Source organism: Pseudomonas sp. SYWMCR5 (assembly GCF_057197165.1).
The window spans coordinates 187,821-212,271 of record NZ_JBXUNH010000006.1 but is presented as its reverse complement, the minus strand read 5'-3'; the positions used below and the strand labels follow the sequence as shown (position 1 = coordinate 212,271).

Here is a 24,451-nt window from a genome sequence, read left to right as displayed (position 1 = left end):
GGCACAGTGCGACCTTTTCGCGGGCGGCACCTCTTGCAGGAGACTGTCTTGCTCAAATCTAAAGGCCAGCCAGTCCCTGTGGGAGCGGGATTGCCCGTGAAAAGGCCGCAGTCGATCCCGAAGATTCAATGCTCGTCGTTGTAGTGGAACTTGGGCATTTCCCAGTGGAAGCGGATCGCCAGCAACCGCAGCAGGAAGCCGCCAAACAGGGTCAACAGCATCGCCTGCTCGGCTGGCACCTTGAAGTACACGCAGCCCAGATAAAACCAGGCCGCTGCGAACGACACGCTGGCATACAGCTCGCGCCGGAACACCAAGGGAATATCGTTGCAGAAGATGTCGCGCAGGATCCCGCCGAACACGCCAGTGATCACGCCGCTGATCGACGCCACCAGCATCCCCTGCCCCATTTCCAGCGCCGTCATGCAGCCGATCAAGGTGAAGGCCACCAACCCAAGGGCGTCAAGCACCAGGAACAACGAGCGCAGGTGACGCATCAGCGGCGCGATGAAGATCGTCAGCAATGCGGCGAAACTGGTCAGCACCAGGTATTCGGGGTGCTTCACCCAGGTCAGCGGGTAGTGCCCAAGCAGAACGTCGCGCACTGAGCCGCCACCCAGGGCGGTGATGCAGGCGATCAGTACCACGCCGAACCAGTCCATGCCGCGCCGACCGGCGGACAAGGCGCCTGTCATGGCTTCGGCGGTGATGGCGATGAGGTAGAGCATCAACAGCATGGCGCAGATCCGTGCGAGAAAAGGCGCGCAGTCTACTCACTCGCGCGGGGCACCAAAAGGGGGCGCATGTACGCCCCTTGACTCATCAGACCTTGATGAAATGTTCGCGGTAGTGACGCAGCTCGGCGATCGACTCGCGGATGTCATCCAGTGCCAGGTGCGTGCTGCCTTTCTTGAAGCTGTCGCGCACGTCGGGTGCCCAGCGTGCAGCGAGCTCCTTGAGAGTGGAGACATCGAGGTTGCGGTAGTGGAAGTAGCCTTCCAGCGCGCGCATGTGGCGGTAGAGGAAGCGGCGATCCTGGCAGATGCTGTTGCCGCAGATCGGTGACTTGCCCTTGGGTACCCACTGCTCGAGGAAGGCGATGGTCTGTGCTTCGGCTTCGGCCATGTCGATACGGCTTTCGCGCACGCGCTGGGTCAGGCCGGAGGCGCCATGGGTGCGGGTGTTCCACTCGTCCATGCGCGCCAGTACTTCGTCACTGTGGTGAATGGCGATAACCGGGCCCTCGGCCAGGGTGTTCAGTTCACTGTCGGTGACGATGGTGGCCATCTCGATGATGACGTCGTTGTCCGGATCCAGGCCGGTCATCTCCAGATCGATCCAGATCAGGTTCTGTGGGTTGTGCATGAATGAGCTCCTCGAATAGGCCGACATATTAGCCTAGTGGAGCGTGCTAAACTGCCTGCCGTTTTCTTTTGCCCCGCCAACACGGAACCTCCATGGCCAAACGCCAGCTCAACCGCCGCCAGAACTGGCGCATCGAAAAGATCCAGGGTGAACGCGCCGCCCGCGCCGCCAAACGCGAGCAGCACGCCCTGCAGGAGCTCGAAGGCGGCGACCTGGGGCCTGAACAACTGGGCCTGGTGATCGCCCACTTCGGCGTCACGGTCGAGGTCGAGGCCCAGGACGGCGACGTCGCAGGCCAGGTGTTCCGCTGCCACTTGCGCGCCAACCTGCCGGCGTTGGTCACAGGTGACAAGGTGGTCTGGCGGGCCGGCAACCAGGGCAACGGCGTGATCGTCGCGCAGATGCCGCGCAGCACCGAGCTGTGTCGGCCGAACAACCACGGGCAACTCAAGCCGGTGGCGGCCAACGTCGACCTGATCGTGATCGTCTTCGCCCCGGCACCCGAGCCCCAGGCCAATCTCATCGACCGCTACCTGGTCGCCGCCGAGCACGCCGGCATCCGCCCGCTGCTGCTGCTGAACAAGGCCGACCTGATCAACGACGACAACGCAGCGACGCTCAATGCGTTGCTGGCAGTGTACCGCGACCTCGGTTACCCGCTGCTGGAGGTGTCTGCACACCACGGCGATGGCATGCAACGCCTGCAGCAGACACTGGACGAGCACATCAGCGTGTTCGTCGGGCAATCGGGCGTGGGCAAGTCGTCGCTGGTCAACAGCCTGCTGCCGCAGGCACAGACGCGGGTTGGCGATCTGTCGGAGTGGTCGGGCCAGGGCACCCACACCACCACCACCGCACGGCTCTACCACTTCCCCAACGGGGGCGACCTGATCGACTCACCCGGTATCCGCGAGTTTGGTTTGGCGCATGTCAGCCGGGACGATGTGGAAGCAGGCTTCATCGAATTCCGCGAACTGCTCGGCAACTGCCGCTTCCGCGACTGCAAGCACGACCGCGAGCCGGGGTGTGCGCTGCTCAAAGGGCTGGAGGAAGGGCGTATCTCGGCGCAGCGGATGCACAGCTACCGCTCGATCGTGGCTAGCCTGACGCAAGACACCTACTGAAGATGCAGGAGCGGCATTGCGCCGCTCTTGCCGATTACGTGCTCAGTTTTCCTTGGGCTCGTCCATCTTCAGCACGCCATCCTCGAAGATGTTCAGCTTCTGGCGCAATTCACGCGGCTGCATCGGCGCCGCGCCATCGGCCGGCGCGGCGGAGGCACCAGGTGCTCCTGGCGCCGCATCGGCAGGCGGGGTCGGATTGGCCGGTGCTTCAGGTGCGCCCTGCTCGCCCTCGATATCCCGCTGGGCTTTCTTGGTCAGCACGATGATGTCGATCCGGCGGTTGACCGGATTGAACGGGTTCTCGCGGTCGAACAGCGACGAGGAGGCGTAACCCACCACCCTTGCGACCTGCCCATCCGGGTAACCACCTGCCACCAGCGCACGTCGCGCGGCGTTGGCACGGTTGGCCGACAGCTCCCAGTTGCCGAAATCACCGGTGCCGGCATAAGGCTTGGCATCGGTATGGCCGCTGACGCTGATCTTGTTCGGCACAGCCTTGATGGTGTCGGCCATCGCCAGCAGGATGTCTTCGAAGTAGGGCTTCAGGCGCGCACTGCCGAGGTCGAACATCGGTCGGTTCTCGGCGTCCATGATCTGGATGCGCAGGCCGTCCTGGGTGATCTCGAACAGGATCTGGTCCTTGAACTTCTGCAGTTGCGGATTTTCCTCGACCTTGTTCTGCAGCTCCTGCAGCAGCAGTTGCAGACGCTCCTGCTCGACCTGCTCGGCCATGGTCTCGATCCGGTCTTTGTCCATCTGCACGCTGGTGTCAGGCGTCGGCTCGGACTTCTCTTCCGGGTTGATGGTCTTTTCCGGTGCCAGCTGCGGCGAGCCGCCCAGGTCGATGACGTAGGGCGTACCGCTTTCGGAGAAGCCGATCGGGTCCTTGAAGTAGCCGGCGATGGCGATCTTCTGCTCCGGAGTGGCCGTGGACAGCAACCACAGCACTAGGAAGAACGCCATCATCGCCGTGGCGAAGTCGGCGAAGGCGATCTTCCAGGAACCGCCATGGTGGCCGTCGCCGTAGCGCTTGACGCGCTTGACGATGATGGGCTGATTGTTCTCCATGACTTAGCGACCGCGAACCGCTTGTTCCAGTTCGGCAAAGCTCGGTCGGTGCGCCGGGTACAGCACCTTGCGCCCGAACTCGACAGCCAGCGACGGCGGCATGCCGGACGCCGAGGCCACCAGCGAAGCCTTGATCGCCTCGTAGACGTTCAGTTCTTCCTTGGCATCGTGGCGCAGGCAGTTGGCCAGCGGGCCGAAGAAGCCGTAGGCGGCGAGAATACCGAAGAAGGTACCGACCAGCGCTGCACCGACGTGCAGGCCGATGGACTTCTGGTCGCCATCGCCCAGCGAGGCCATGGTCACCACGATACCCAGTACCGCAGCGACGATACCGAAGCCGGGCATGGCGTCGGCGACACTGGTCACTGCATGGGACGGGTGCTCGAGGTCTTCCTTCATGCTCAGCAGCTCCATGTCGAACAGGCCTTCGAGCTCATGGGGCGCCATGTTGCCGGTCGACATGATGCGCAGGTAGTCGCAGACGAACGCGGTCATCCGCGCATCGCCCATGACCGCAGGGTACTTGGCGAAGATCGGGCTGGCCGCGGGATCCTCGATGTCACCCTCGATGGCCATCATGCCCTCGCGGCGACTCTTGTTGAGAATCTCGTAGATCAGGCCCAGCACTTCCAGGTAGAACGTATGGGTGAAGCGGCTGCCGAACATCTTCAGCGACTTCTTCATGACGTGCATGGTCATGTAGCCAGGGTTGGCCTGGAGAAACGCGCCAAAGGCCGCACCGCCGATGATCAGCACTTCGAACGGCTGGATCAGCGCCGCGATCTTGCCGTGGGAGAGCACGTATCCGCCGAGCACACTCGCGAATACGACGATGATGCCGATAATTTTAGCCATAGATTGAAAGCACTTGCTGTCGTGGTCAGGGTCAGGGGCGGAAGCTTGGAAACTCTTCTTCTCCTTATCGGCAGAACTGCGCCAGACTATAGCCACTCAATGCGAAAAGCCAGTTTGGACTGATGTCAAAATGCCAATCGAAACCAAGGTGCCAGCGCAGATCCCCTCCTCTCTAGATGCCTGGGTAAGGCTGCTCGACGGCATCCGCGTGCCGGTGCCCAAAGAGAGTCACGACCGCGTTCTGGCGGCCATCAACGACAACCGTCGCTCGCTGCGCGACATCGCCGAACTGATGCAGGACAGCCCGTCGCTGGTGCTGTGCGTGATGCGCGAAGCCAACCACCCGACCCACGCCAGCCAGGCCGAGCCCGCCGAGAGCCTGGAAGTCGCCCTGAATCGCCTGGGCCTGAGCCGCACCCTGCAACTGATGGGGCGCCTGCCATCGATACCGGGCGACGACATCCCCCCAGTACTGCGCCAGTTCCTGCTGATCAGCCAGCACGCCACCCAGCAGGCCAACGGCCTGTTCGCCAGCCGCCTGGCACGCCTGTGGCAGGAAATCCACTGGGGCAGCCTGCTGTTCCTCTCGCCACTGTGGGCGCTGGCCCTGGCCTACCCCAAGCTGCTCGACACCTGGGAACTGCGGGTCATTCACAAGGGCGAAGAAGCTTCAGAGGTGGAACATGCACTGTTTGGTGTGCGCATCATGGAGTTGTGCCGCGCCGTCGCCACACACTGGCGCCTGCCGGAATGGGTCACCCAGGGTTATCGCCTGCTGCTCGAAGAACGCGAGCAACTGGCCCAGGTGTTGAACATCGCCCGCGAGCCCGACGATCTGAGCAAGCAGCATCGACTGGACGAAGAGCCCGGGCTGCGCCGCTGGTTCAACCAACCGGCCAACACAGTGCTGTTGGCCAACGGCCTCGCGCTGTCGGCCCAGGTCGGCTGGGACAACCCGCACCTGCTGCGCTGGCAACTGCTCACAGCCATGTACCTGCAAACCACGCTGGACGATGTGCAGCAGCAAGTGCACCAGCAAGCGGCGGCCAGCGCCCGTCACCACGCCCGGCATGCGCTGTTCCACCCGGCCGAGGCGCTGATCTGGCCCTGGCAGCAGCGCCGTCCGCACCCGGACATGCTCACCCCGCCACCGCCACCCGCCCAAGACCTGGCGCGCTGGCGCACGCTGTGCGGCGACCTTCTTGCACAGCCCAGCCCCTTCACCAACACCGTGCACCTGGCCACCCAGGCACGCGAGGCGCTGCTGGCTTGCGGCATGCAGCGGGTGCTGTTGTTGTTGCTCGACAAACCCAACGACTGCCTGCGCGTCCAGCAAAGCGCCGGCTTGCCGCGCGAAGCCTCAGGGCTGACGTTGGCACTGGGCCAGAGCAAGCTGCTGCAAAAACTGCTGAGCAAAGCCGCGCAACTGCGCCTGACACCCGACAACCATGCCCAGTTTTCCGCCCTGCTGCCCGCACCGCTGCGTGCGCTGTTCCCCAGCGAACACCTGCTGTTGCGCTCGCTGGCCGTGAACGACCAGGTGCTGATGCTGGCGATCGCCGACCAGGGTGGCAAGCCGCTTGCCGACGTGAGCGTGCAGGCCTTCGGGAAAACCGCACAGTGTATCGAGCGCGCGCTGGCCAGCTTCGCCAACCGCAATGCCTGAGCCTTGCGCTACAATCGCACCTCCCTTGCTCCCCGGAGACCGTGGATGACTGATTTTTCCGGCTTGCCCCTGGTGATCGAAGCCGCCGACCTGCTGCCACGCCTGGATTCGCCTGAGCTGATCCTGGTCGACCTGAGCAGCGCCAACCGCTATGTCAGCGGCCATATTCCCGGCGCGCGGTTCGTCGAGGGCAAGCGCACCCAACTGGGCCACCCCCCGGCCCCCGGCCTGCTGCCGACCCAGGCCGACCTGGAAAAGCTGTTCAGCGAGCTTGGCCATCGGGACGACGCGGTGTACGTGGTATACGACGACGAAGGCGGCGGCTGGGCCGGGCGCTTCATCTGGCTGCTCGACGTGATCGGCCACACGCGCTACCACTACCTCAACGGCGGCATCCAGGCCTGGCCCGCGGACAAGCTCGTCACTGAAGTGCCACCAGCCGCCAGCACGCCTGTACGCCTGCGCTTGCGCGCCGAACCCACCGCCACTCGCGAATACCTGCAAAGCCGCCTGGGCGCAGACGACCTGGTGGTCTGGGACGCCCGCGGCCCGCAGGAATTCAATGGCGAGAAAGTCCTGGCAGCCAAGGGCGGTCATATCCCCGGCGCGGTCAACTTCGAGTGGACTGCCGGCATGGACCTCAACGACCACCTGCGCATTCGCAAGGACATCGCCGAAGTACTGCAGCAGTTGGGCATCACCCCTGACAAGGAAGTGATCACCCACTGCCAGACCCACCGTCGCTCCGGATTCACCTACCTGGTGGCCAAGTCACTCGGCTATCCACGGGTCAAGGCCTACGCCGGCTCGTGGAGCGAGTGGGGCAATCACCCGGACACGCCTGTAGAAGTTTAAGGAACCTGCATGAAATCCCGTCTGTTCATCATCAGCCAGCACCTGCTGCCGCATCACCTGCTGTCGCGCCTGGCCGGCTGCGTCGCCGAGTGCCGCGCACGCTGGTTCAAGAATGCCTTCACCGCCTGGTTCGCCAAACGCTACCAGGTGAACATGTCCGAGGCGCTGGTCGAAGACCTGACCGCCTACGAGCACTTCAACGCGTTCTTCACCCGTGCCCTCAAGCCCGGCGCGCGCCCCCTGGATGAAACCCCGGGCGCGATCCTGTGCCCGGCCGACGGCGCGGTCAGCCAGCTCGGCCCGATCGAGCACGGTCGCATCTTCCAGGCCAAGGGCCACAGCTTCAGCGCCCTCGAGCTGCTCGGTGGCGATCCGGCACTGGCCGCGCCATTCATGGGCGGCGAGTTCGCCACCATCTACCTGTCGCCGAAGGACTACCACCGCGTGCACATGCCGCTGGCCGGCACCCTGCGTGAAATGGTCTACGTTCCGGGCCGCCTGTTCTCGGTCAACCAGACCACGGCAGAAAACGTCCCGGAACTGTTCGCCCGCAACGAGCGCGTGGTTTGCCTGTTCGACACCGAACGCGGGCCGATGGCCGTAGTGCTGGTGGGGGCGATGATCGTTGCCTCGATCGAGACGGTCTGGGCCGGGCTGGTCACGCCGCCCAAGCGCGAGCTGAAGACCTTCCGCTACGACGAAGCCAGCCGCGCGCCGATCCATCTGGAAAAAGGCGCGGAACTGGGGCGTTTCAAGTTGGGATCGACCGCGATCGTGCTGTTCGGACCAGAGCAGGTGAAATGGGCCGAAGCCCTGGGCGCCGGGTCTGCCGTACGCATGGGTGAGCAACTGGCGCTGCCGGCACAGGGCTGACTCAGGATTGGCGGGGCTGCTTTGCAGCCCCGCTGTTTCAGGGCCTTACGCGCGACCGTCGCGGTCACGCCAGCCGAGCAGGTACAGCACGCCATCGAGGCCCAGCGTGGAAATCGCCTGTTTGGCCGACTGACGCACCAGCGGCTTGGCGCGGAAGGCCACGCCCAGGCCGGCCAGCGACAGCATCGGCAGGTCGTTGGCGCCATCGCCCACGGCGATGGTCTGCTCCAGTTGCAATCCTTCCTTGTGCGCCAGCTCCTTCAGCAGGTCGGCCTTGCGCTGGGCATCGACAATCGGCTCGACCGCCACGCCCGTCACCTTGCCATCCACCACTTCCAGCTCATTGGCGAACACATAGTCGATGCCAAGGCGTGCCTGCACCTGCTTGGCGAAGTAGGAAAAACCGCCGGAGAGGATCGCGGTCTTGTAACCCAGGCGCTTGAGCTCGGCAAACAGGTGTTCGGCCCCTTCGGTCAGGCGTAGCGACGCGCCGATTTCGTCCAGCACGCCGACGTCCAGGCCCTTGAGCAGCGCCATGCGCTCCTTGAAGCTGGCACGGAAATCCAACTCGCCACGCATGGCGCGCTCAGTGATCGCCGACACCTGCTCGCCGACACCGGCAGCCTTGGCCAGCTCGTCGATCACCTCGGCCTCGATCAGCGTCGAATCCATGTCGAACACCGCCAGGCGGCGATTGCGACGGAACAGGTCATCCTGCTGGAAGGCGATGTCGACACCCAGCTCGGCCGACAATGCGAAGAAATCGGTGCGCAGGGCCTGGGCGTCGGTCGGTTCACCACGCACCGAGATTTCCAGGCAGGCGCGACTCTTGTCGGTGGCGGCGTCGAGCGCCACACGTGCCGACAGGCGCTCGATACGTTCGATGGTCAGGCCATATCGGCTGATGACCGCACTCACCCGCTGCAGTTGCTCAGGCGTGACCTTGCGGCTGAGCAGCGTGACGATGTGGCGATTATCGCCATGGCCGTCCACCCATTGCTGGTAGTCTGCCTCGGAGATCGGCGTGTAGCGCGCCTGCAGGTTCAGCTCATGGGCCTTGGACTGCACCCCCTGCAGCAAGCCGGTGGCGACTTCGTTGTCGGGAATATCGACCAGAATGCCGAACGACAGCGTGCCATGCATGACCGCAAGACCGATGTCGAGGATGTTCACACCGCCCTGGAGCAGGACGCCGGTGATGGCCGCAGTGAGACCCGGACGGTCTTCACCAGTGATGTTGATCAGGACGATTTCGCGCAAGACCGGGCTCCAACTCGATGAAAAATGCGCATTCTACCCACTTTCCATGACCATCGGGCGCCATCGATACTTTGCCGACAAAACGCGGGTCGCTATACTGCCCAGCATCTATTCCGCCATAAAGAGCCGCGCTCTGTGAACCGGCCCACGCCTGTCAAAACCGACAACTTCTTTCTGATGATCTTCCGAGCCCTGCGCCAGCGTCGTATTCCCCTGGCATTGCGCATCGCCAGCCACAACATCTTCCTGGTGGCGCTGGCTCTGGTGATCTATGCCTGCGTGATGGGCCTGCAGTTCAAGCAGGCCATGCACGAGCAGGCCGATGCCGTCGGCCAGAGCCTGACCGTGCAGACCGCGACCTCGGCTACCGAGCTGCTGGTGTCCAACGACATCCTCAGCCTCAACGTGCTGCTGGGCAACCTGGTGAAGAACCCGCTGGTGGCCCACGCGGCGATCTACAGCGTCGACAACCGCATCCTCGCCGAGGCCGGGCAACGGCCGAAGAACAGCCTGCTGGGCGAGGCCGAAGGGGTCTACCAGACCAAGATCACCTTCCAGGACGTGACCGCCGGGCAACTGCGCATCAGCCTGGACATGAGCCAGTTCCAGCAACCCATGCTGATCAGCCTGCAGAGCATGGGTATTCTCGCAGCCATCCTGCTGGCGTTGGCGCTCACCCTCAGCCTGCGCCTGGGTCGCTTCATCTCGACGCCGCTACTGCAACTGCGTGTCTGGCTGCGTGACCCGCACCCCTATACCCCGGCCATCGAGCGCCAGGACGAAATCGGCGATCTCGCTCGTCAGCTCCACGCCCGTCTGGCCCCGCCGCCACCGCCGGAGCCGGAAGAAGAGGAAGACGACGAGGATGATTTCGCCGACCTGCATGTCGAGGAGCCGCCACGCAAGGCCGCACCCAAGCCCGTAGCGGCCAGGGTGGCCGCCCAGGACGACGACGCAGACGACGACGCCTTTGCCGACCTGCTCGACGACACCGAGCACAGCCCCAAGGCGCTGGCCGCACCGGAATCTGACGAGCCGAACACCAGCGCCGTGCTCGCCGTGCAACTCGGCTCCCAGGAGCAACTGCGCCGTCTGCCACGCACGCGCCTGACCGAATTGCTGGAGCGCTATCGCGACTGCCTCGACCAGGCCGCGTCGCTGTACGAAGGTGAAGTGCACACCCTCGACGATGGCAGCACACTGCTGCTGTTCCACAGCCGTGACAGCGGCGAGGACTACCTCACCAATGCCATCTGCTGTGGCGAATTGCTGCGCGCCCTGGGCCACGCCCTGCAGATCGAGGTCGCCGACAGCGGTATCACCCTGCAGTTGCAGCTGGGCCTGGCGCTGGGTGAAGACCTGCTGGGCATGGATCAGGTCGAACTGCTGATGACCGAGAAGGCCCAGGATGCCCTGGCCCTGTCGCAACACAGCCGCAACCTGCTGCTGGTCGAGCGCCAGGTCAGCGACGACGCCCTGATCCGCCAGCGCGCGCGCATTCGCCCGATCGCCAGCCCTGAAGGCGCCTGCTGTGTCGAGCGACTGATGGAGCCCTACCCGTCGATGCTCGAGCGCCAGTTGGCGCGGATGCATGAGCGTCGGGCCTGAATGGCCTGATCCGCGGTGCGGTTGTCGAAGCGGCCCTGTGTCGCGAAAGGCCTGCAATCCGGCACCCACAAAAAAGCCCGCATCGCTGCGGGCTTTTTCGTGTCTGCTGAATCAGAACCGATAGACTTCCATATCGGTGCGGATCGGCGAAGCCATCGGAATCCTCGATTTCTCCGGCTCCTTCTTGACCTGAACTGGAGCCGCCGGCTTTTTCGGCGTCTCTTCAGCGACCGCTGGCTGGTTCGCCAGTGGCTTGACGGCAACGCTCAACTGCTCGACCAGCTTCTGCAGCAACTGCCCCTGGGCCTGGACCTGCGAGGCCTCGCTGCCCTCATGCTGTTGCTCGAGGTGGACGATACGGTTGTCGCGCACATGGCCACGACGGTCCAGCACGCGCCACTGGGCATCGAGGATCGCCGGCTGGTTGGCGCCCGAGTCCAGGCGGGTGATCGACAGCAGTACCTGCACATCCGGCGTGAAGCCGGCGCTGGCAGGTGCAAGCACGACACGCTGGCTGTCCAGGCGCCAGGCGAGCTGGCGCACCAGCAACTGGTCGATATCCGACGAAAGGCTGCCGGCCCAGCGACCGTCGGTCGCCGCAGTCAGGCTGCCATCGGCTTGGCGTTGCAGAAAGGTTTCACGTTGCAGGTAGTCGGCTACCGATACCGGACCTAGCACGACCGCCATGCCGGCAGCCTGCGAAGGCTGGCCGGGGTCGCCGCTGTCGAGTTGGTACAGGGCCACCGGCTGGTGCATGCTGCACCCGCTCAGACCCAGCAACCCCGTCATCAGCAGCGCAAATGGAAGGCGCAGAAATTTCATCATCCCATCCAAGCGGCCGCCGCCCGGCAACCGCAGTGATACTCATGTGGATTCCCGCGGGCACACGGCCACGCCGGCCCCGCAAGGGGTGTATCATCCGCGAAATAGTCGCCAGACTCCAGCATTTCCGCCCGGAACGACGCTGAAAACGCCGTTCCAGGCGAACCACCGGTTTACTCCGGGCGCTCTACCGCCATGCCGTCGACCCGCTGGAAACCACGTGGCAATTTGCTACCACGACGTCCGCGTTCGCCTTTGTAATGTTCAAGGTCATCCGGCTTCAGTGACAGGGTACGCTTGCCAGCCTGCAATACAAGCGTCGATCCCTCGGCGATCACCGCCAGATCGGTGACGAATTCTTCACGACTGGCCACGCGATCACCCGGTACGCCAATGATCTTGTTGCCCTTGCCTTTGCCCAGTTGCGGCAGGTCGGCAACCTTGAACACCAGCAGGCGACCTTCGGTGGTGACCGCCGCCAGCCAGTCCTGCTCACGATCGGCGACGGGCCGCGGCGTCATCACCTTGGCGCCATTGGGCAGGCTGAGCAGCCCTTTGCCCGCCTTGTTCTTGGCCTGCAGATCCTCGCCCTTGACCACGAAACCGTAGCCAGCATCGGATGCCACCACATACAGCGCATCATCGTCCGGCAGCAGCACGCACTCGAAGGTGGCGCCCGGCGGCGGCGTCAGACGCCCGGTCAGCGGCTCGCCCTGGCCACGGGCCGATGGCAGGCTGTGGGCTGCCAGCGAATAGCTGCGCCCGGTGGAGTCGATAAGCACCGCGAATTGGTTGGAACGCCCCGCCGCTGCAGCCTTGAAGCCATCGCCGGCCTTGTACGAAAGGCCTGTGGCATCGATATCGTGGCCCTTGGCACAACGTACCCAGCCTTTTTCCGACAGCACAACGGTGACCGGCTCGGTCGGCATCAGCTCGTTTTCCGACAGAGCCTTGGCCTCGGCGCGCTCGACGATTGGCGAGCGGCGATCGTCGCCGTAAGTTTCGGCGTCCTTGATCAGTTCGCTGCGTACCAGCTTGCGCAGCTTCGTCTCGCTGCCCAGCAGGGCCTGCAGCTTGGCCTGCTCCTTGAGCAACTCGTCCTGCTCGCCACGGATCTTCATCTCTTCCAGGCGCGCCAGCTGACGCAGGCGGGTCTCGAGGATGTAGTCGGCCTGAATCTCGGTCAGCTCGAAGCGCTCGATCAGCGCCTGCTTGGGATGATCCTCGGTGCGGATGATGTGAATCACTTCATCCAGGTTGAGGAACGCTGTGAGCAAGCCATCCAGCAGGTGCAGGCGCTTCTCGACCTTGTCGAGGCGGAACTGCAGGCGGCGGCGTACGGTGCCGATGCGGAACTGCAGCCACTCCTGCAACAGCGTGCGCAGGTTCTTCAACTGAGGACGGCCATCGAGGCCGATGATGTTGACGTTGACCCGGTAGCTGTTTTCAAGATCGGTGGTGGCGAACAGATGCTGCATCAGTTCGTCGGCGTCCACACGGTTGGAGCGCGGAATGATGACGATGCGGCACGGGTTCTCGTGGTCCGACTCGTCACGCAGGTCGGCGACCATCGGCAGCTTCTTGTTCTGCATCTGCGCGGCGATCTGCTCCAGCACCTTGGCACCGGACACCTGATGCGGCAGAGCAGTGACCACGATGTCGCCGTCCTCGACACGGTACACCGCGCGCATGCGAATCGAGCCCTTGCCGGTTTCGTAGATCTTCTGGATCTCGGCCCGTGGCGTGACGATCTCGGCTTCGGTTGGGTAGTCAGGGCCCTGGATGTGCTCGCACAGCTGCTCGATGGTTGCCTTCGGCTCGTCGAGCAGGCGCACGCAGGCGCTGGCGACTTCACGCAGGTTGTGCGGCGGCACGTCGGTGGCCATGCCCACGGCGATGCCGGTGGTGCCGTTGAGCAGGATGTTCGGCAGGCGCGCCGGCAATACCTGCGGCTCCTGCAGGGTGCCGTCGAAGTTCGGCACCCAGTCGACGGTGCCCTGGCCCAGTTCGCTGAGCAGCACCTCGGAGTAGCGCGACAGCCGCGCCTCGGTGTAACGCATGGCAGCGAACGACTTCGGATCGTCCGGCGCACCCCAGTTGCCCTGGCCGTCGACCAGCGTGTATCGGTAGCTGAACGGCTGCGCCATCAGCACCATGGCTTCATAGCACGCCGAATCGCCGTGGGGGTGGAACTTGCCGAGCACGTCGCCGACGGTACGCGCCGACTTCTTGTGCTTGGAATCGGCATCCAGCCCCAGTTCGCTCATGGCATAGACGATACGTCGCTGCACCGGCTTGAGGCCGTCGCCGATGTGCGGCAGGGCGCGATCCATGATCACGTACATGGAGTAGTTGAGGTAGGCCTGTTCGGTGAAGTCGGCCAGGGAACGGCGTTCGACGCCTTCGAGACTGTCCAGTAAGTCGCTCATGCGAGCCTCGTCATTTCAGGTTCTGGCGCAGCAGCATGGTGCCGCCGCGCTGAGTAAATTCAAGTTGTTTCAAAGCACTCATGCCGAGCAGCACCGTCTGTCCGTCCAGCCCGGGCACCACCAGGGCACGCACATCGCGCAGGCGGATATCGCCCAACTGCAGGCTGTCGAGCCGTGTGCGATAGCCCTCGGTGCGGCCATTGGCGGTGCTGAGCATCACCGGCGCGCCGCGCTGCAGCGCCAGATCACGGGCAAGTGCCTCGGGGATCGCCACATCGGTGGCACCGGTATCGAGCATGAAATGCACGACCTTGCCGTTGATCGCGCCATCGGCGACGAAGTGGCCCTGGCCATTGCCCAGCAGGCGCACCTCGACAAAGCCTTCGCCGCGCTCGGACTGCACGACACTGTTGGGGTTCTGCTGGCGATCCTCCCACTGCCCGAAAAAGCGCGTGGCAAGAAACATCGCCGCCGCCCAGGCGAGGACCAACAGGACCCGACCCGCCCGCTTGCCCGCTGGCTGGCTCAAGGCTCCGCGCTCCAGCCGCCCGCTGGCGCGGCAAAGCGCCAGACGATAGGGCGGGTTTCACCATCGGCACGGGTGCCGTTGTTGTTGTCCAGGCCGATCCAGGCGCCGTCCTTGTCGATCACCAGCGCTTCGGCCAGGCCGAACGGCTGGTCGTAGCGACGCGTGTCGACCAGGGCATCGGCGGCGAACGACCAGCAGCGCTCGACCGCCCCGGTGTCGGCATCACGCCGACAAATGCGGAAGGCATTGCGCTCCAGGGTGAACAGCTTGCCGTCGAACAGTGCAAGGTCGGCGAAGTCCCGCGACAGTGCCCGCGAGCCGGGCATCTGTGACGGTTGCATCTCCACTCCGGCCTCGCTGAGCAGCACACAACTGCGTCCGCAGGTCCATACCGCTTGCTGACGCTGCACGGCGATCAGCCCCCGACGCTCGCGCTCGGCAGCCAACCACAGGCGGTCACCGGCCGGATTGATGGCCAGGCCCTCGAACAAGGCATTGAAGTGCAACAGCATGCCGCTGGCACGGGCCTGGCGAACCATGGCCGGATCGATCCTCAGCCAGTTCGGCTCGCCCTCGACGGGCAATTGCAGCACCGCCGCATGGGCCTCGCTGACCACATAGAAGTTGCCCGCGCTGTCACAGGTGATGCCTTCGAAATCCAGCTCGCCGCCCCGAATGAACGATACCGCCCAGTTGCGTGACTTCAGCCCCCAGGGCAGCCCGCTCTCCGGCACTGGTGGCGGGGTGAAGGCCAGGGCCTCTGCCCGCCACACACCTTCCTGCTGCTCCAGTCGGTAGATACGATCGTCGTCGCGGTCCGAGACACCCCACAGGGCGCCACGGCACAGGGCCAGGCCCGACAGGTTGCCGCCGCGCATGCCCTCGATCGGGTGCTCGGCGGTGAGCTTGAGCTCCGGCCAGTCGCTGGCGAAACTCGCCAAACTGGCCAGCGCGAGCAAGGCTGCGACAAGCAGACGAATCAAACCAGGACCTCGGCCAGGTTGCCTTTGGTCTCCAGCCAGTTCTTGCGATCGCCCGCACGCTTCTTGGCGAGCAGCATGTCCATGATCTCGGTGGTGCCGGCCAGGTCATCCAAGGTGAGCTGCACCAGGCGCCGAGTGTTCGGATCCATGGTCGTTTCGCGCAATTGTGGCGGATTCATTTCGCCCAGGCCCTTGAATCGGGTGACCTGGGGTTTGCCACGTTTCTTCTCGGCGACCAAGCGGTCGAGAATGCCATCGCGCTCGGCTTCGTCGAGGGCGTAGTAGATCTCCTTGCCCAGGTCGATACGGTACAGCGGCGGCATGGCCACATAGACGTGCCCGGCCTCGACCAGCGGACGGAAGTGCTGGACGAACAGCGCGCACAGCAGCGTGGCGATGTGCAAGCCGTCGGAGTCGGCGTCGGCGAGGATGCAGATCTTGCCGTAGCGCAGTTGCGACAGGTCGGTGGCACCTGGGTCTACGCCGATGGCCACGGCGATGTTGTGCACCTCCTGACTGGCGAGCACTTCGCCGCCATCGACTTCCCAGGTGTTGAGGATCTTCCCGCGCAGGGGCAGGATCGCCTGGAACTCCTTGTCACGCGCTTGCTTGGCCGAACCACCTGCCGAGTCGCCCTCGACCAGGAACAGTTCGGCACGCATCGGGTCCTGCCCGGCGCAATCGGCCAGTTTGCCGGGCAACGCCGGCCCCTGGGTGATGCGCTTGCGCTCGACCTTCTTGCTCGCCTTGAGGCGACGGCCGGCGTTGCTGATCGCCAGCTCCGCCAGTTGCATGCCCAGCTCCGGGTGGGCGTTGAGCCACAGGCTGAAGGCATCCTTGACTACGCCAGAAACGAACGCCGCGGCCTCGCGAGACGACAGGCGCTCCTTGGTCTGGCCGGAGAACTGCGGCTCCTGCATTTTCATCGAGAGCACGAAGGTGATGCGCTCCCACACGTCCTCAGGCGCCAGCTTGACGCCACGCGGCAGCAGGTTGCGGAACTCGCAGAACTCGCGCATGGCATCGAGCAGGCCCTGGCGCAGGCCGTTGACGTGGGTGCCACCCTGGGCGGTGGGGATCAGGTTGACGTAGCTTTCCTGAACGCTGTCGCCGCCCTCGGGCAGCCACAGCAGCGCCCAGTCAACAGCTTCTTTATTACCGGCCAGGCTGCCGCAGAACGGCTCGTCGGGCAGACGCTGGAATTCGCTGACCGAGTCAACCAGGTACGAGCGCAGCCCATCCTCGTAGTGCCACTCGACCTTCTCGCCGGTACCCTTGTCCTCGAAGCTGATCGACAGCCCCGGGCACAGCACGGCCTTGGCCTTGAGCACGTGCTTGAGACGGCTGATGGAGAATTTGGCCGAATCGAAATACTTGGGATCGGGCGCGAAGTAGACGCTGGTACCGGTGTTGCGCTTGCCGACCGTGCCGATTACTTCCAGCTCGGTGGCCTTGAAACCATCGGCGAAGGTCATCTGGTATTCATTGCCGTCGCGCTTGACCCGCACGCGGACCTGGGTCGACAGGGCGTTGACCACCGAAATGCCCACGCCGTGCAGGCCGCCGGAGAACTGGTAGTTCTTGTTGGAAAACTTGCCGCCGGCGTGCAGCTTGGTAAGGATCAGCTCGACACCCGAGACGCCTTCTTCAGGGTGGATATCCACCGGCATGCCGCGACCATCGTCGCTGACTTCCAGCGAATGGTCGGCATGCAGCACGACCTGGATCGACCGGGCATGACCGGCGAGGGCTTCGTCGACGCTGTTGTCGATGACTTCCTGGGCCAGGTGGTTGGGCCGGCTGGTGTCGGTATACATGCCCGGCCGCTTGCGGACCGGGTCAAGGCCGGAGAGGACTTCGATGGCGTCTGCGTTATAGGCGCTAGCGCTGGGATTGGCCATGGGTTCTCGTCGTCAGTCTGGTGAGTGCAAAAAAGGTCAAAATACAGAAAAATCAAGCGCCGCATACTGCGCGCGGGCAATGCCGGCGAAGGCCAGCAGGGCCGGCAGGCGCTCGGCGAAACCCTGGAAACTGTGATCACCGCCCGCCTCGATACGCAGGGCGCAGGCCCGGTAATAACGTTCGGCATGGCGATAGTCCAGCGTTTCATCAGCAGTCTGCAACCACACCTGATAACGCGAGGCGTCCTGGGGCGGCGGCACCTCCAGTTCGGCCAGGGCCTGAACGTGGTCGAGGGTCAGTTCCCAGGTTTCCTCGCTGTAGTGATTGCGCTGCGTGCCGAGGTAGCCGTCGAAATGCTTGTGCGGGGTCACTGCCGGGTTGACCAGCAGGGCCTTGAGGCCATGGCGCTCGGCCAGGTGCGTGGCATAGTAGCCGCCGAGGGAGCTGCCGACCAGCAGCGGAGCACCGAGCTCGGCGATAGCCGTCTCGAGCTGGGCCATGGCCTGGCGCGGATGGTGATGCAGGGCCGGGACGCGCAGGTGGTCGCCCAGACCCAACTGCTGCATCACCGCTTCGAGCTGGCGCGCCTTGGCGGACAACGGCGAGCTGTTGAAGCCGTGGATATAGAGGATGGAACCCGACATGCTGCCCCCGGAATCTGTGGCTTCGCGCCCGACGATGCGGGCACAGGGACGCGCAGTGTAGCGCGTTCGCCGGGTTTTGGCGCAAGGGTGGGATTTTCGCAACACAATCTTCAAATCCCACTGCTGCCGCGGTCTTTGCAAGAGCGGTAGCCTGTCAGTAACCCGGACTGTTGAAATCCAGGGTCACCACGAAATCCTTCGCCCGCTCGACGCCGGTTTCGAGCCGCCCGTCGGCATGCAGCCGCAGCCAGCGATACCCCGGCTGTTCTTCGCTGACCTTGAAGTCTTCGCTGTGCGCGGCGAACTGGATGCAGGTCGAGGGCGTGGCCAGCAAGCGAATACCGTCGCGGACCTCGTCCCACTCCTGATGGATGTGCCCCCACAGCAACGCCTTCACCTGTGGATAAGTCCGCAGACACTGCAGCAGCTCATCGGCATTGCGCAAGCCGATCGGCGCAATCCAGGCGCAGCCGATATCCACCGGCTGGTGGTGGCAGCACACCAGGCAGTGGCGCTCACCCGCCGACGCCAAAGCCGCATCGAGGGCCGCCAGCTGGTCTTGTTCAAGAAGCCCGTGGGTGGCACCCAGTACCGCCGAGTTGAGCATCACCACGCGCCAGGCGCCAATGTCGGTAACGGCATGGACCAGATCGGGCGCCACACGCGCCATGACCTCGGCCTCGTCATGGTTGCCCGGCAACCAACGGGTCGGCACGGCAAAACCGTCGGTCAGCTCGCGGAACGCCGCGTATGAGTTCACGCTGGCGTCCTGGGACAGGTCACCGGTGCACAGCAACAGGTCGATGCGCGGCTGCTCGCGCCGCACCTGGCTCACCACGTGACGCAGGCTGTCACGGGTGTTGAGGCCCAGCAAAGTGCCAGCCGGATCGGCGAACAGGTGGGCGTCGGTGAGCTGCACCACATGCACCGGAGCCTGCGCGGGAGGGGTTGGTGAATGCGACAACGGCCGTCTCCTTGATCGGATTCGGCACGATTATGGCCGCAGAAAGAGTTGGAGCAAATACTCGAAACCAACCGGCGTCACATTTCAACGAACGGTTTCGAACTCGTGGCCGCAGGCCAGGCAATGGCTCAGCCACTCACCGAGGAACAGGTTGAGCTGAGCCTTCTCGTCGGGCTGGTGCATAGCCGCGTTGGGATACGGGTAGATGCTGCGCAGACGCCGGGTGTGCTCGGCACTCACCACTTCGGCCATGCGTGCATCGTGATAGACCTGCACTTCGAGTTGCGGCACCGGCAGCCACGGCAGGCTGTGCTCCTGGCATACCCGCAGCGTGGTGGTGTAGGGGCAGGCCAGCACCACGTCGAGCACCAGCACGCCGAGCATCTGGTCGCCCTGGGTCATGCCGATGCGTCGCGAGCTTTGCGTGGTACGCATGTCCGGCAGCAGGCGCATCAGCCGCGCGTAGTTGGCCTCGCAGGCTGCCTGCAGGCCGACGAGATCGACCCGGTAGCGTTCGCGCAGCAGGTTCACTTCCACATCCCCCGGACTTCGTCACGGTTCAGCGCCAGCCACTGCAGGGCGATGATGCTTGCCGCGTTGGCGATGCGTCCATCACGTACTGCCTGCAACGCATCCTCGAACGACCAGACACGCACGCGGATGTCCTCGCCCTCTTCCTCCAGCCCGTGCAGGCCACCGGCACCCTCGCTGCTGCAACGCCCGAGAAACAGATGAACAAACTCGTCACTGCCACCAGGCGACGGGAAGTAACGGGTCATCGGCCACAGCGCGCAGAAGCTCAAGCCTGCCTCTTCTTCGGCTTCGCGGTGGGCGACTTCCTCAGGTTGCTCATCCTTGTCGATCAGCCCGGCGACCAGTTCGATCAGCCAGGGATTGTCGGTCTTGTCCAGCGCACCGACACGGAACTGCTCGATCAGCACCACTTCGTCACGCAGCGGATCGTAGGGCAGCACGCAGACGGCGTCGTGGCGCACGAACAGCTCGCGGCTGATCTCGCGCCCCATGCCACCGGCGAACAGCTCATGGCGCAGGCGCACCTTGTCGAGCTTGTAGAAGCCCTGGAAGCAATTGGCCCGCTCGACGATCTCGACCGCCCTGGGCACCGAATTCAAGGTGTCTGACATGGAATTCCTCGTTACATCAACGACTGCGTCGCGCCATCCTACTCTGCGTGCCGCCAGCTTTCATCCCTTTCCGGCGACCGGGACAGGCTGTTCTCACTCTGTTAGCTTAGTGGCGAACCGAAGGCCCTGCCGACGGTCCAAGGCCGATCATCCATGTTCTGCAAGGATCACCATGACGCTCGTCAAACTGACTGCCGTCGCCCTGCTGGCGTTGACCCTCGGCGCCTGCCAGAGCTTGTTCACGCCCAACTATCGCGCACCGCTCGAGGTCAAGCGCGAAGCCTGGGAGCACGTCAAACCCGGTTGCAGCGAGCGCGATTGCCCGCTGGTGAACATCGACACCGTACACTTCCCGGCGCTGCCCAAGCTCGATGCCATCGTCGAGCGTCGCTTGCTGCAACTGACCGAAGACAACCAGCGCGGCACCGCACCCACCACGCTGCAGCAGTACGAGCAGCAATACCTGGCCAGCGCGCAAGCGCGCAACAGCAGCTACCTGCAGGCCAAGGTACGCGAGCAGCATGACGGACTGGTGATCGTCGAGCTGTCCAGTTACCTGGACAGCGGCGGCGCCCACGGCATGCCAGGGCGGGCCTTCATCAACTATTCACGCAAGCAGGACAAGGTCCTCACGCTGCAGGACATGCTGGTGCCTGGCCAGGAGGAGACCTTCTGGAAGACCGTCGAGGAGTCGCACCGCGCCTGGCTGATCAGCACCGGCATGGACAAGGACGCCGAGTTCGTGAAGACCTGGCCATTCAAGCGCTCGCCGCACATCGCCCTGACGTACGGCGCGGTGGTGGTGAAGTATGAGGTCTACGCGATCGCGCCCTATTCCATGGGCCACGTCGAACTGAAGATCCCTTATCCGCGCCTGAACGGCGTCATCAAGCCCGAACTGTTTCCCGGCCGCGGATAGCACGCAGCACCCCATATAGGCCACCTGCCAGCAGCAAGGCTGGCAGGGTCGCGCCCAGCTCCGGCGCCTTGTTCGCCAGCAGGTGGTAGACCATCACCCCCGCCAGCCAGGCCAGCAGCGCCGGCCAATGCAGCCCCGGCACCTGCTGCGGCATGCGGCGACGGCGGATCACGAAGTGATCCATCAGCACCACGCCGAACAGCGGCGCGAACACCGAACCGATCAGCAGCAGGAAGTTCTGGTACTGGGCCAGCGGCGCCAGCAACGCGATCAGGGTGCACAGCAGGCCGATCGCCAGCGCCAGGTGCTCCACCTTGAGCTTTACCAACAAGCCTGTGGACACTGCCGCCGAATGAATGTCGGCGAAGGCGTTTTCCGACTCGTCCAGCAGGATCAGCAACAGCGGGATACCAAACCCGGCGCCAGCCAGGGCCAGCAGCAGGGCATTCACCTCACCGCTCGGGGCGAACGCCAGGGTGTAGGCCACGCCCAGGCTCATCAGCCAGGCGTTGCCGATGAAAAAGCCCAGCGCGGTGCCACCGAAGACTCGGCTGGCACGCTTGCCGAAACGCGAGTAGTCGGCGATCAGCGGCAGCCACGACAGCGGCATGGCGATGACGATATCGAAGCCCACCGCCAGTGACAGCGAGCCATCGCCGGGGCGACGCCAGAGGTCGGCAAGATCGGCCTTGGCGAACAGGTTCCAGGTCAGCCACAGGCAGGCACCGAGCAACAGCCAGATCCCCCACTTGCGCAGCACCTTGCGCACGAAGGCCAGCGGCCCGCTGACGGCGAGCAGGGTTGCCAGTACGCCGAAGCACAGGGTCCAGAGCAGCGGGCTGTTCCAGCCACTGCCTTCGCCGAAGGTGCGTGCGCCCAGCAGGCTGGCGGCGTCACGCATGACAATGATCTCGAACGATCCCCACCCGACCAGTTGCAGCAGGTTGAGCAGTGCCGGCAGGCGCGCGCCATGGCGCCCCAGCGACAGGCGCAGACCGGCCATCGCAGAGAGGCCGGTATCACTGCCGGTCACCCCGACCGCTGCCAGCAACAGCACCCCGACCGCAGTCCCGAGCACGATCGCCAGCACCGAGCCCGCCAGGCCCAGGCCCGGCGCCAGCAAGGCGCCGACCTGCAGCACCATCAGGCCGATGCCGAGGGAAAACCACAGCGAGAACAGGTCGCGGGCGCCGAACAGGCGCTGGCTGGAAGGGACCGGGTGATCGGGGGAGAAATGGCTGGGGGTGGTCATTGGAAGGGTCGCCAAAGGAGTTGGGGTCTGTGGTGAAGTCTCCGGCCCTTTCGCGGGCAAGCCCGCTCCCAAAAACCTGTAGGAGCGGGCTTGCCCGCGAAAGCGCCAGAGGCCTCGATACAAATGCAACGGCAGAGTGGCTCACCACCACCCTGCCGGCATCATTTACACCTTGTGATAAAGCTGGCTGCCTTCCTGGCGGAAGCGCTCGGCCTGCTCGCGCATGCCTTGCTCGGCAGTCACATCCACGGTCTCGATCTTGGCCGCGTACTCACGCACTTCCTGGGTGATCTTCATCGAACAGAACTTCGGCCCGCACATCGAGCAGAAGTGCGCAACCTTGGCCGACTCCTTGGGCAGGGTCTCGTCGTGGAACGAGCGGGCGGTGTCCGGGTCCAGGCCGAGGTTGAACTGGTCTTCCCAGCGGAACTCGAAGCGCGCCTTGGACAATGCGTTGTCGCGGATCTGCGCGCCCGGGTGGCCCTTGGCAAGGTCGGCGGCGTGCGCGGCGATCTTGTAGGTGATGATGCCGGTCTTGACGTCATCCTTGTTCGGCAGACCCAAGTGCTCCTTGGGCGTGACGTAGCAGAGCATGGCGCAGCCGAACCAGCCGATCATCGCCGCACCGATACCGGAGGTGATGTGGTCGTAGCCCGGAGCGATGTCGGTGGTCAGCGGGCCGAGGGTGTAGAACGGCGCCTCGTCGCAGCACTCGAGCTGCTTGTCCATGTTCTCCTTGATCAACTGCATCGGCACGTGGCCTGGGCCTTCGATCATGCACTGCACGTCGTGCTTCCAGGCGATCTTGGTCAGCTCGCCGAGGGTTTCCAGCTCACCGAACTGGGCCGCGTCGTTGGCGTCGGCGATCGAGCCCGGACGCAGGCCATCGCCCAGCGAGAAGCTGACGTCGTAGGCCTTCATGATTTCGCAGATCTCGTCGAAATGCGTATAGAGGAAGTTCTCCTTGTGATGCGCCAGGCACCACTTGGCCATGATCGAACCGCCACGGCTGACAATCCCGGTGACACGCTTGGCCGTCAGCGGCACATAGCGCAGCAATACGCCGGCATGGATGGTGAAGTAGTCCACGCCCTGCTCGGCCTGCTCGATCAGGGTGTCGCGGAACAGCTCCCAGGTCAGGTCTTCGGCAACGCCGTTGACTTTTTCCAGGGCCTGGTAGATCGGCACGGTGCCGATCGGGACCGGCGAGTTGCGAATGATCCACTCGCGGGTCTCGTGGATGTGCTTGCCGGTGGACAGGTCCATGACCGTGTCCGAACCCCAACGGATACCCCAGGTCAGCTTGGCCACTTCTTCCTCGATCGAGGAGCCCAGGGCGCTGTTGCCGATGTTGCCGTTGATCTTCACCAGGAAGTTGCGGCCGATGATCATCGGCTCGAGTTCGGTGTGGTTGATGTTGGCAGGGATGATCGCGCGACCGCGGGCGATCTCTTCACGCACGAACTCGGGGGTGATCTCCTTCGGGATGCTGGCACCGAAGCTGTGCCCGGCGTGCTGCTGGTCGAGCAGGCCGGCAGCGCGCGCCTCCTGCAGCTTCATGTTCTCGCGGATGGCGACGTATTCCATCTCGGCGGTGATGATGCCCTGGCGCGCGTAGTGCATCTGCGAGACGTTGGCGCCGGCCTTGGCGCGGCGCGGATTGCGTACGTGGGCGAAGCGCAGCTTGGCGAGTTCGGCGTCGTTCAGCCGCTGCTGGCCGAAGTTCGAGCTCAGGCCTTCCAGGCGCTCGGTGTCGCCACGCGCGTCGATCCAGGCCGAGCGCACATCGCCCAGGCCCTTGCGCACATCGATGATGACGTTGGGGTCGGTGTAGGGGCCGGAAGTGTCATAGACCAGCACCGGGGCGTTCTTCTCGCCGCCGAAGTCGGTAGGGGTGTCGTGCAGGCTGATCTCGCGCATCGGCACGCGGATGTCCGGGCGCGAGCCCTGGACGTAGACCTTGCGCGAATTGGGCAGGGGTTGCACGGACTGCTGGTCGACTTTGGCCGACTCGCTCAGGCTGATCGCTTTTTCTTGTTTACTCATCACAGGCTCTCCAGACAGCTTCCTAGCGGGCGGAATGTCGGGGAGAACCTGAAAGGCGCGGACGCACCCCTTGGATGGAGTGCAGTGCCGGATACATGGGGGTGCCTTGGCTGCATGACAGCGCTGACATTCCCGGACCTGG

22 protein-coding genes are annotated in these 24,451 nt (G+C 64.3%); 6 read left to right on the top strand and 16 right to left on the bottom strand.

Annotation, left to right across the window (positions count from 1 at the left end; translation table 11 throughout):
• Positions 1 to 125: 125 nt before the first annotated feature.
• Positions 126 to 737 (bottom strand): trimeric intracellular cation channel family protein, encoded by a 612-nt coding sequence (locus AC2CGW_RS17390; RefSeq protein ID WP_054893179.1) that lies wholly within the window; start codon positions 735 to 737, stop codon positions 126 to 128.
• 85 nt (positions 738 to 822) lie between these two features.
• Positions 823 to 1,365 carry an oligoribonuclease gene (gene orn, locus AC2CGW_RS17385; protein WP_054893178.1) on the bottom strand — a complete coding sequence of 181 codons (543 nt, stop codon included), beginning with the start codon at positions 1,363 to 1,365 and terminating at the stop codon, positions 823 to 825.
• 92 nt (positions 1,366 to 1,457) lie between these two features.
• On the opposite strand from orn, the gene rsgA reads away from it, so the two are divergent.
• Complete coding sequence (gene rsgA, locus AC2CGW_RS17380) at positions 1,458 to 2,489, top strand: small ribosomal subunit biogenesis GTPase RsgA (RefSeq protein ID WP_186665913.1); 1,032 nt, start codon at positions 1,458 to 1,460, stop codon at positions 2,487 to 2,489.
• A gap of 42 nt (positions 2,490 to 2,531) precedes the next feature.
• Here the strand turns inward: rsgA and motB are convergent, their stop codons facing one another.
• Entirely contained in the window at positions 2,532 to 3,557 is a 1,026-nt protein-coding gene (gene motB / locus AC2CGW_RS17375; RefSeq protein WP_186665912.1) for a flagellar motor protein MotB, read from the bottom strand.
• A gap of 3 nt (positions 3,558 to 3,560) precedes the next feature.
• A complete protein-coding gene (motA, locus tag AC2CGW_RS17370) occupies positions 3,561 to 4,412 on the bottom strand; it encodes a flagellar motor stator protein MotA (protein WP_151926055.1) in 852 nt (283 codons plus the stop codon).
• A gap of 130 nt (positions 4,413 to 4,542) precedes the next feature.
• Between motA and AC2CGW_RS17365 the strand changes: the two genes are divergently transcribed.
• From AC2CGW_RS17365 to asd, 3 genes are read left to right on the top strand one after another with little or no spacing between them, the layout of a single operon-like run.
• Positions 4,543 to 6,078 carry an HDOD domain-containing protein gene (locus AC2CGW_RS17365; protein ID WP_186709716.1) on the top strand — a complete coding sequence of 512 codons (1,536 nt, stop codon included), beginning with the start codon at positions 4,543 to 4,545 and terminating at the stop codon, positions 6,076 to 6,078.
• 45 nt (positions 6,079 to 6,123) lie between these two features.
• Positions 6,124 to 6,933, top strand: a complete 810-nt coding sequence (locus AC2CGW_RS17360) for a rhodanese-like domain-containing protein (RefSeq protein WP_484574355.1) — start codon at positions 6,124 to 6,126, stop codon at positions 6,931 to 6,933.
• Positions 6,934 to 6,942: 9 nt separating this feature from the next.
• Positions 6,943 to 7,806 (top strand): archaetidylserine decarboxylase, encoded by an 864-nt coding sequence (gene asd / locus AC2CGW_RS17355; protein ID WP_186709720.1) that lies wholly within the window; start codon positions 6,943 to 6,945, stop codon positions 7,804 to 7,806.
• Positions 7,807 to 7,851: 45 nt separating this feature from the next.
• On the opposite strand, the gene serB is transcribed toward asd, so the two are convergent.
• The gene (serB, locus tag AC2CGW_RS17350) at positions 7,852 to 9,066 is read right to left on the bottom strand and encodes a phosphoserine phosphatase SerB (RefSeq protein WP_186711413.1); all 1,215 of its coding nucleotides are present in this window, start codon (positions 9,064 to 9,066) and stop codon (positions 7,852 to 7,854) included.
• A 135-nt stretch (positions 9,067 to 9,201) separates the two neighbouring features.
• Between serB and AC2CGW_RS17345 the strand changes: the two genes are divergently transcribed.
• Positions 9,202 to 10,674 carry a histidine kinase gene (locus tag AC2CGW_RS17345; RefSeq protein ID WP_186711414.1) on the top strand — a complete coding sequence of 491 codons (1,473 nt, stop codon included), beginning with the start codon at positions 9,202 to 9,204 and terminating at the stop codon, positions 10,672 to 10,674.
• Between the two features lie 111 nt (positions 10,675 to 10,785).
• Here the strand turns inward: AC2CGW_RS17345 and AC2CGW_RS17340 are convergent, their stop codons facing one another.
• The 9 genes from AC2CGW_RS17340 to AC2CGW_RS17300 all read right to left on the bottom strand — a co-directional run bounded on the left by AC2CGW_RS17340 (position 10,786) and on the right by AC2CGW_RS17300 (position 20,092).
• A complete protein-coding gene (locus tag AC2CGW_RS17340) occupies positions 10,786 to 11,496 on the bottom strand; it encodes a PqiC family protein (RefSeq protein ID WP_186665908.1) in 711 nt (236 codons plus the stop codon).
• 173 nt (positions 11,497 to 11,669) lie between these two features.
• Positions 11,670 to 13,925 (bottom strand): DNA topoisomerase IV subunit A, encoded by a 2,256-nt coding sequence (gene parC, locus AC2CGW_RS17335; RefSeq protein ID WP_186711415.1) that lies wholly within the window; start codon positions 13,923 to 13,925, stop codon positions 11,670 to 11,672.
• Between the two features lie 10 nt (positions 13,926 to 13,935).
• On the bottom strand, positions 13,936 to 14,454 hold the full coding sequence (locus AC2CGW_RS17330; protein WP_484574354.1) for a retropepsin-like aspartic protease family protein: 519 nt from the start codon (positions 14,452 to 14,454) through the stop codon (positions 13,936 to 13,938).
• Positions 14,451 to 15,434 carry an esterase-like activity of phytase family protein gene (locus AC2CGW_RS17325; protein WP_483407402.1) on the bottom strand — a complete coding sequence of 328 codons (984 nt, stop codon included), beginning with the start codon at positions 15,432 to 15,434 and terminating at the stop codon, positions 14,451 to 14,453. Before AC2CGW_RS17325 ends, AC2CGW_RS17330 begins: the two co-directional genes overlap by 4 nt.
• Entirely contained in the window at positions 15,434 to 17,338 is a 1,905-nt protein-coding gene (parE, locus tag AC2CGW_RS17320) for a DNA topoisomerase IV subunit B (protein ID WP_054893165.1), read from the bottom strand. Before parE ends, AC2CGW_RS17325 begins: the two co-directional genes overlap by 1 nt.
• 36 nt (positions 17,339 to 17,374) lie before the next feature.
• Positions 17,375 to 17,983, bottom strand: coding sequence for a YqiA/YcfP family alpha/beta fold hydrolase (locus AC2CGW_RS17315; protein WP_186711418.1), 609 nt, complete (start codon positions 17,981 to 17,983; stop codon positions 17,375 to 17,377).
• Positions 17,984 to 18,137: 154 nt separating this feature from the next.
• Positions 18,138 to 18,947, bottom strand: coding sequence for a 3',5'-cyclic-AMP phosphodiesterase (gene cpdA / locus AC2CGW_RS17310; protein WP_189657734.1), 810 nt, complete (start codon positions 18,945 to 18,947; stop codon positions 18,138 to 18,140).
• Between the two features lie 84 nt (positions 18,948 to 19,031).
• On the bottom strand, positions 19,032 to 19,484 hold the full coding sequence (locus AC2CGW_RS17305) for a DUF1249 domain-containing protein (RefSeq protein WP_186665899.1): 453 nt from the start codon (positions 19,482 to 19,484) through the stop codon (positions 19,032 to 19,034).
• Positions 19,475 to 20,092, bottom strand: a complete 618-nt coding sequence (locus tag AC2CGW_RS17300) for an NUDIX domain-containing protein (protein WP_186665897.1) — start codon at positions 20,090 to 20,092, stop codon at positions 19,475 to 19,477. Before AC2CGW_RS17300 ends, AC2CGW_RS17305 begins: the two co-directional genes overlap by 10 nt.
• Positions 20,093 to 20,264: 172 nt before the next feature.
• Between AC2CGW_RS17300 and AC2CGW_RS17295 the strand changes: the two genes are divergently transcribed.
• Positions 20,265 to 21,011, top strand: a complete 747-nt coding sequence (locus AC2CGW_RS17295) for an RsiV family protein (RefSeq protein WP_186665896.1) — start codon at positions 20,265 to 20,267, stop codon at positions 21,009 to 21,011.
• Here the strand turns inward: AC2CGW_RS17295 and cytX are convergent.
• Together cytX and thiC are read right to left on the bottom strand one after the other, a co-directional pair.
• Entirely contained in the window at positions 20,980 to 22,263 is a 1,284-nt protein-coding gene (gene cytX / locus AC2CGW_RS17290) for a putative hydroxymethylpyrimidine transporter CytX (protein WP_484574353.1), read from the bottom strand. The two genes, AC2CGW_RS17295 and cytX, sit on opposite strands and share 32 nt — an antisense overlap.
• 165 nt (positions 22,264 to 22,428) lie before the next feature.
• Positions 22,429 to 24,309, bottom strand: a complete 1,881-nt coding sequence (gene thiC / locus AC2CGW_RS17285) for a phosphomethylpyrimidine synthase ThiC (RefSeq protein ID WP_186711420.1) — start codon at positions 24,307 to 24,309, stop codon at positions 22,429 to 22,431.
• Positions 24,310 to 24,451 lie beyond the last annotated feature (142 nt).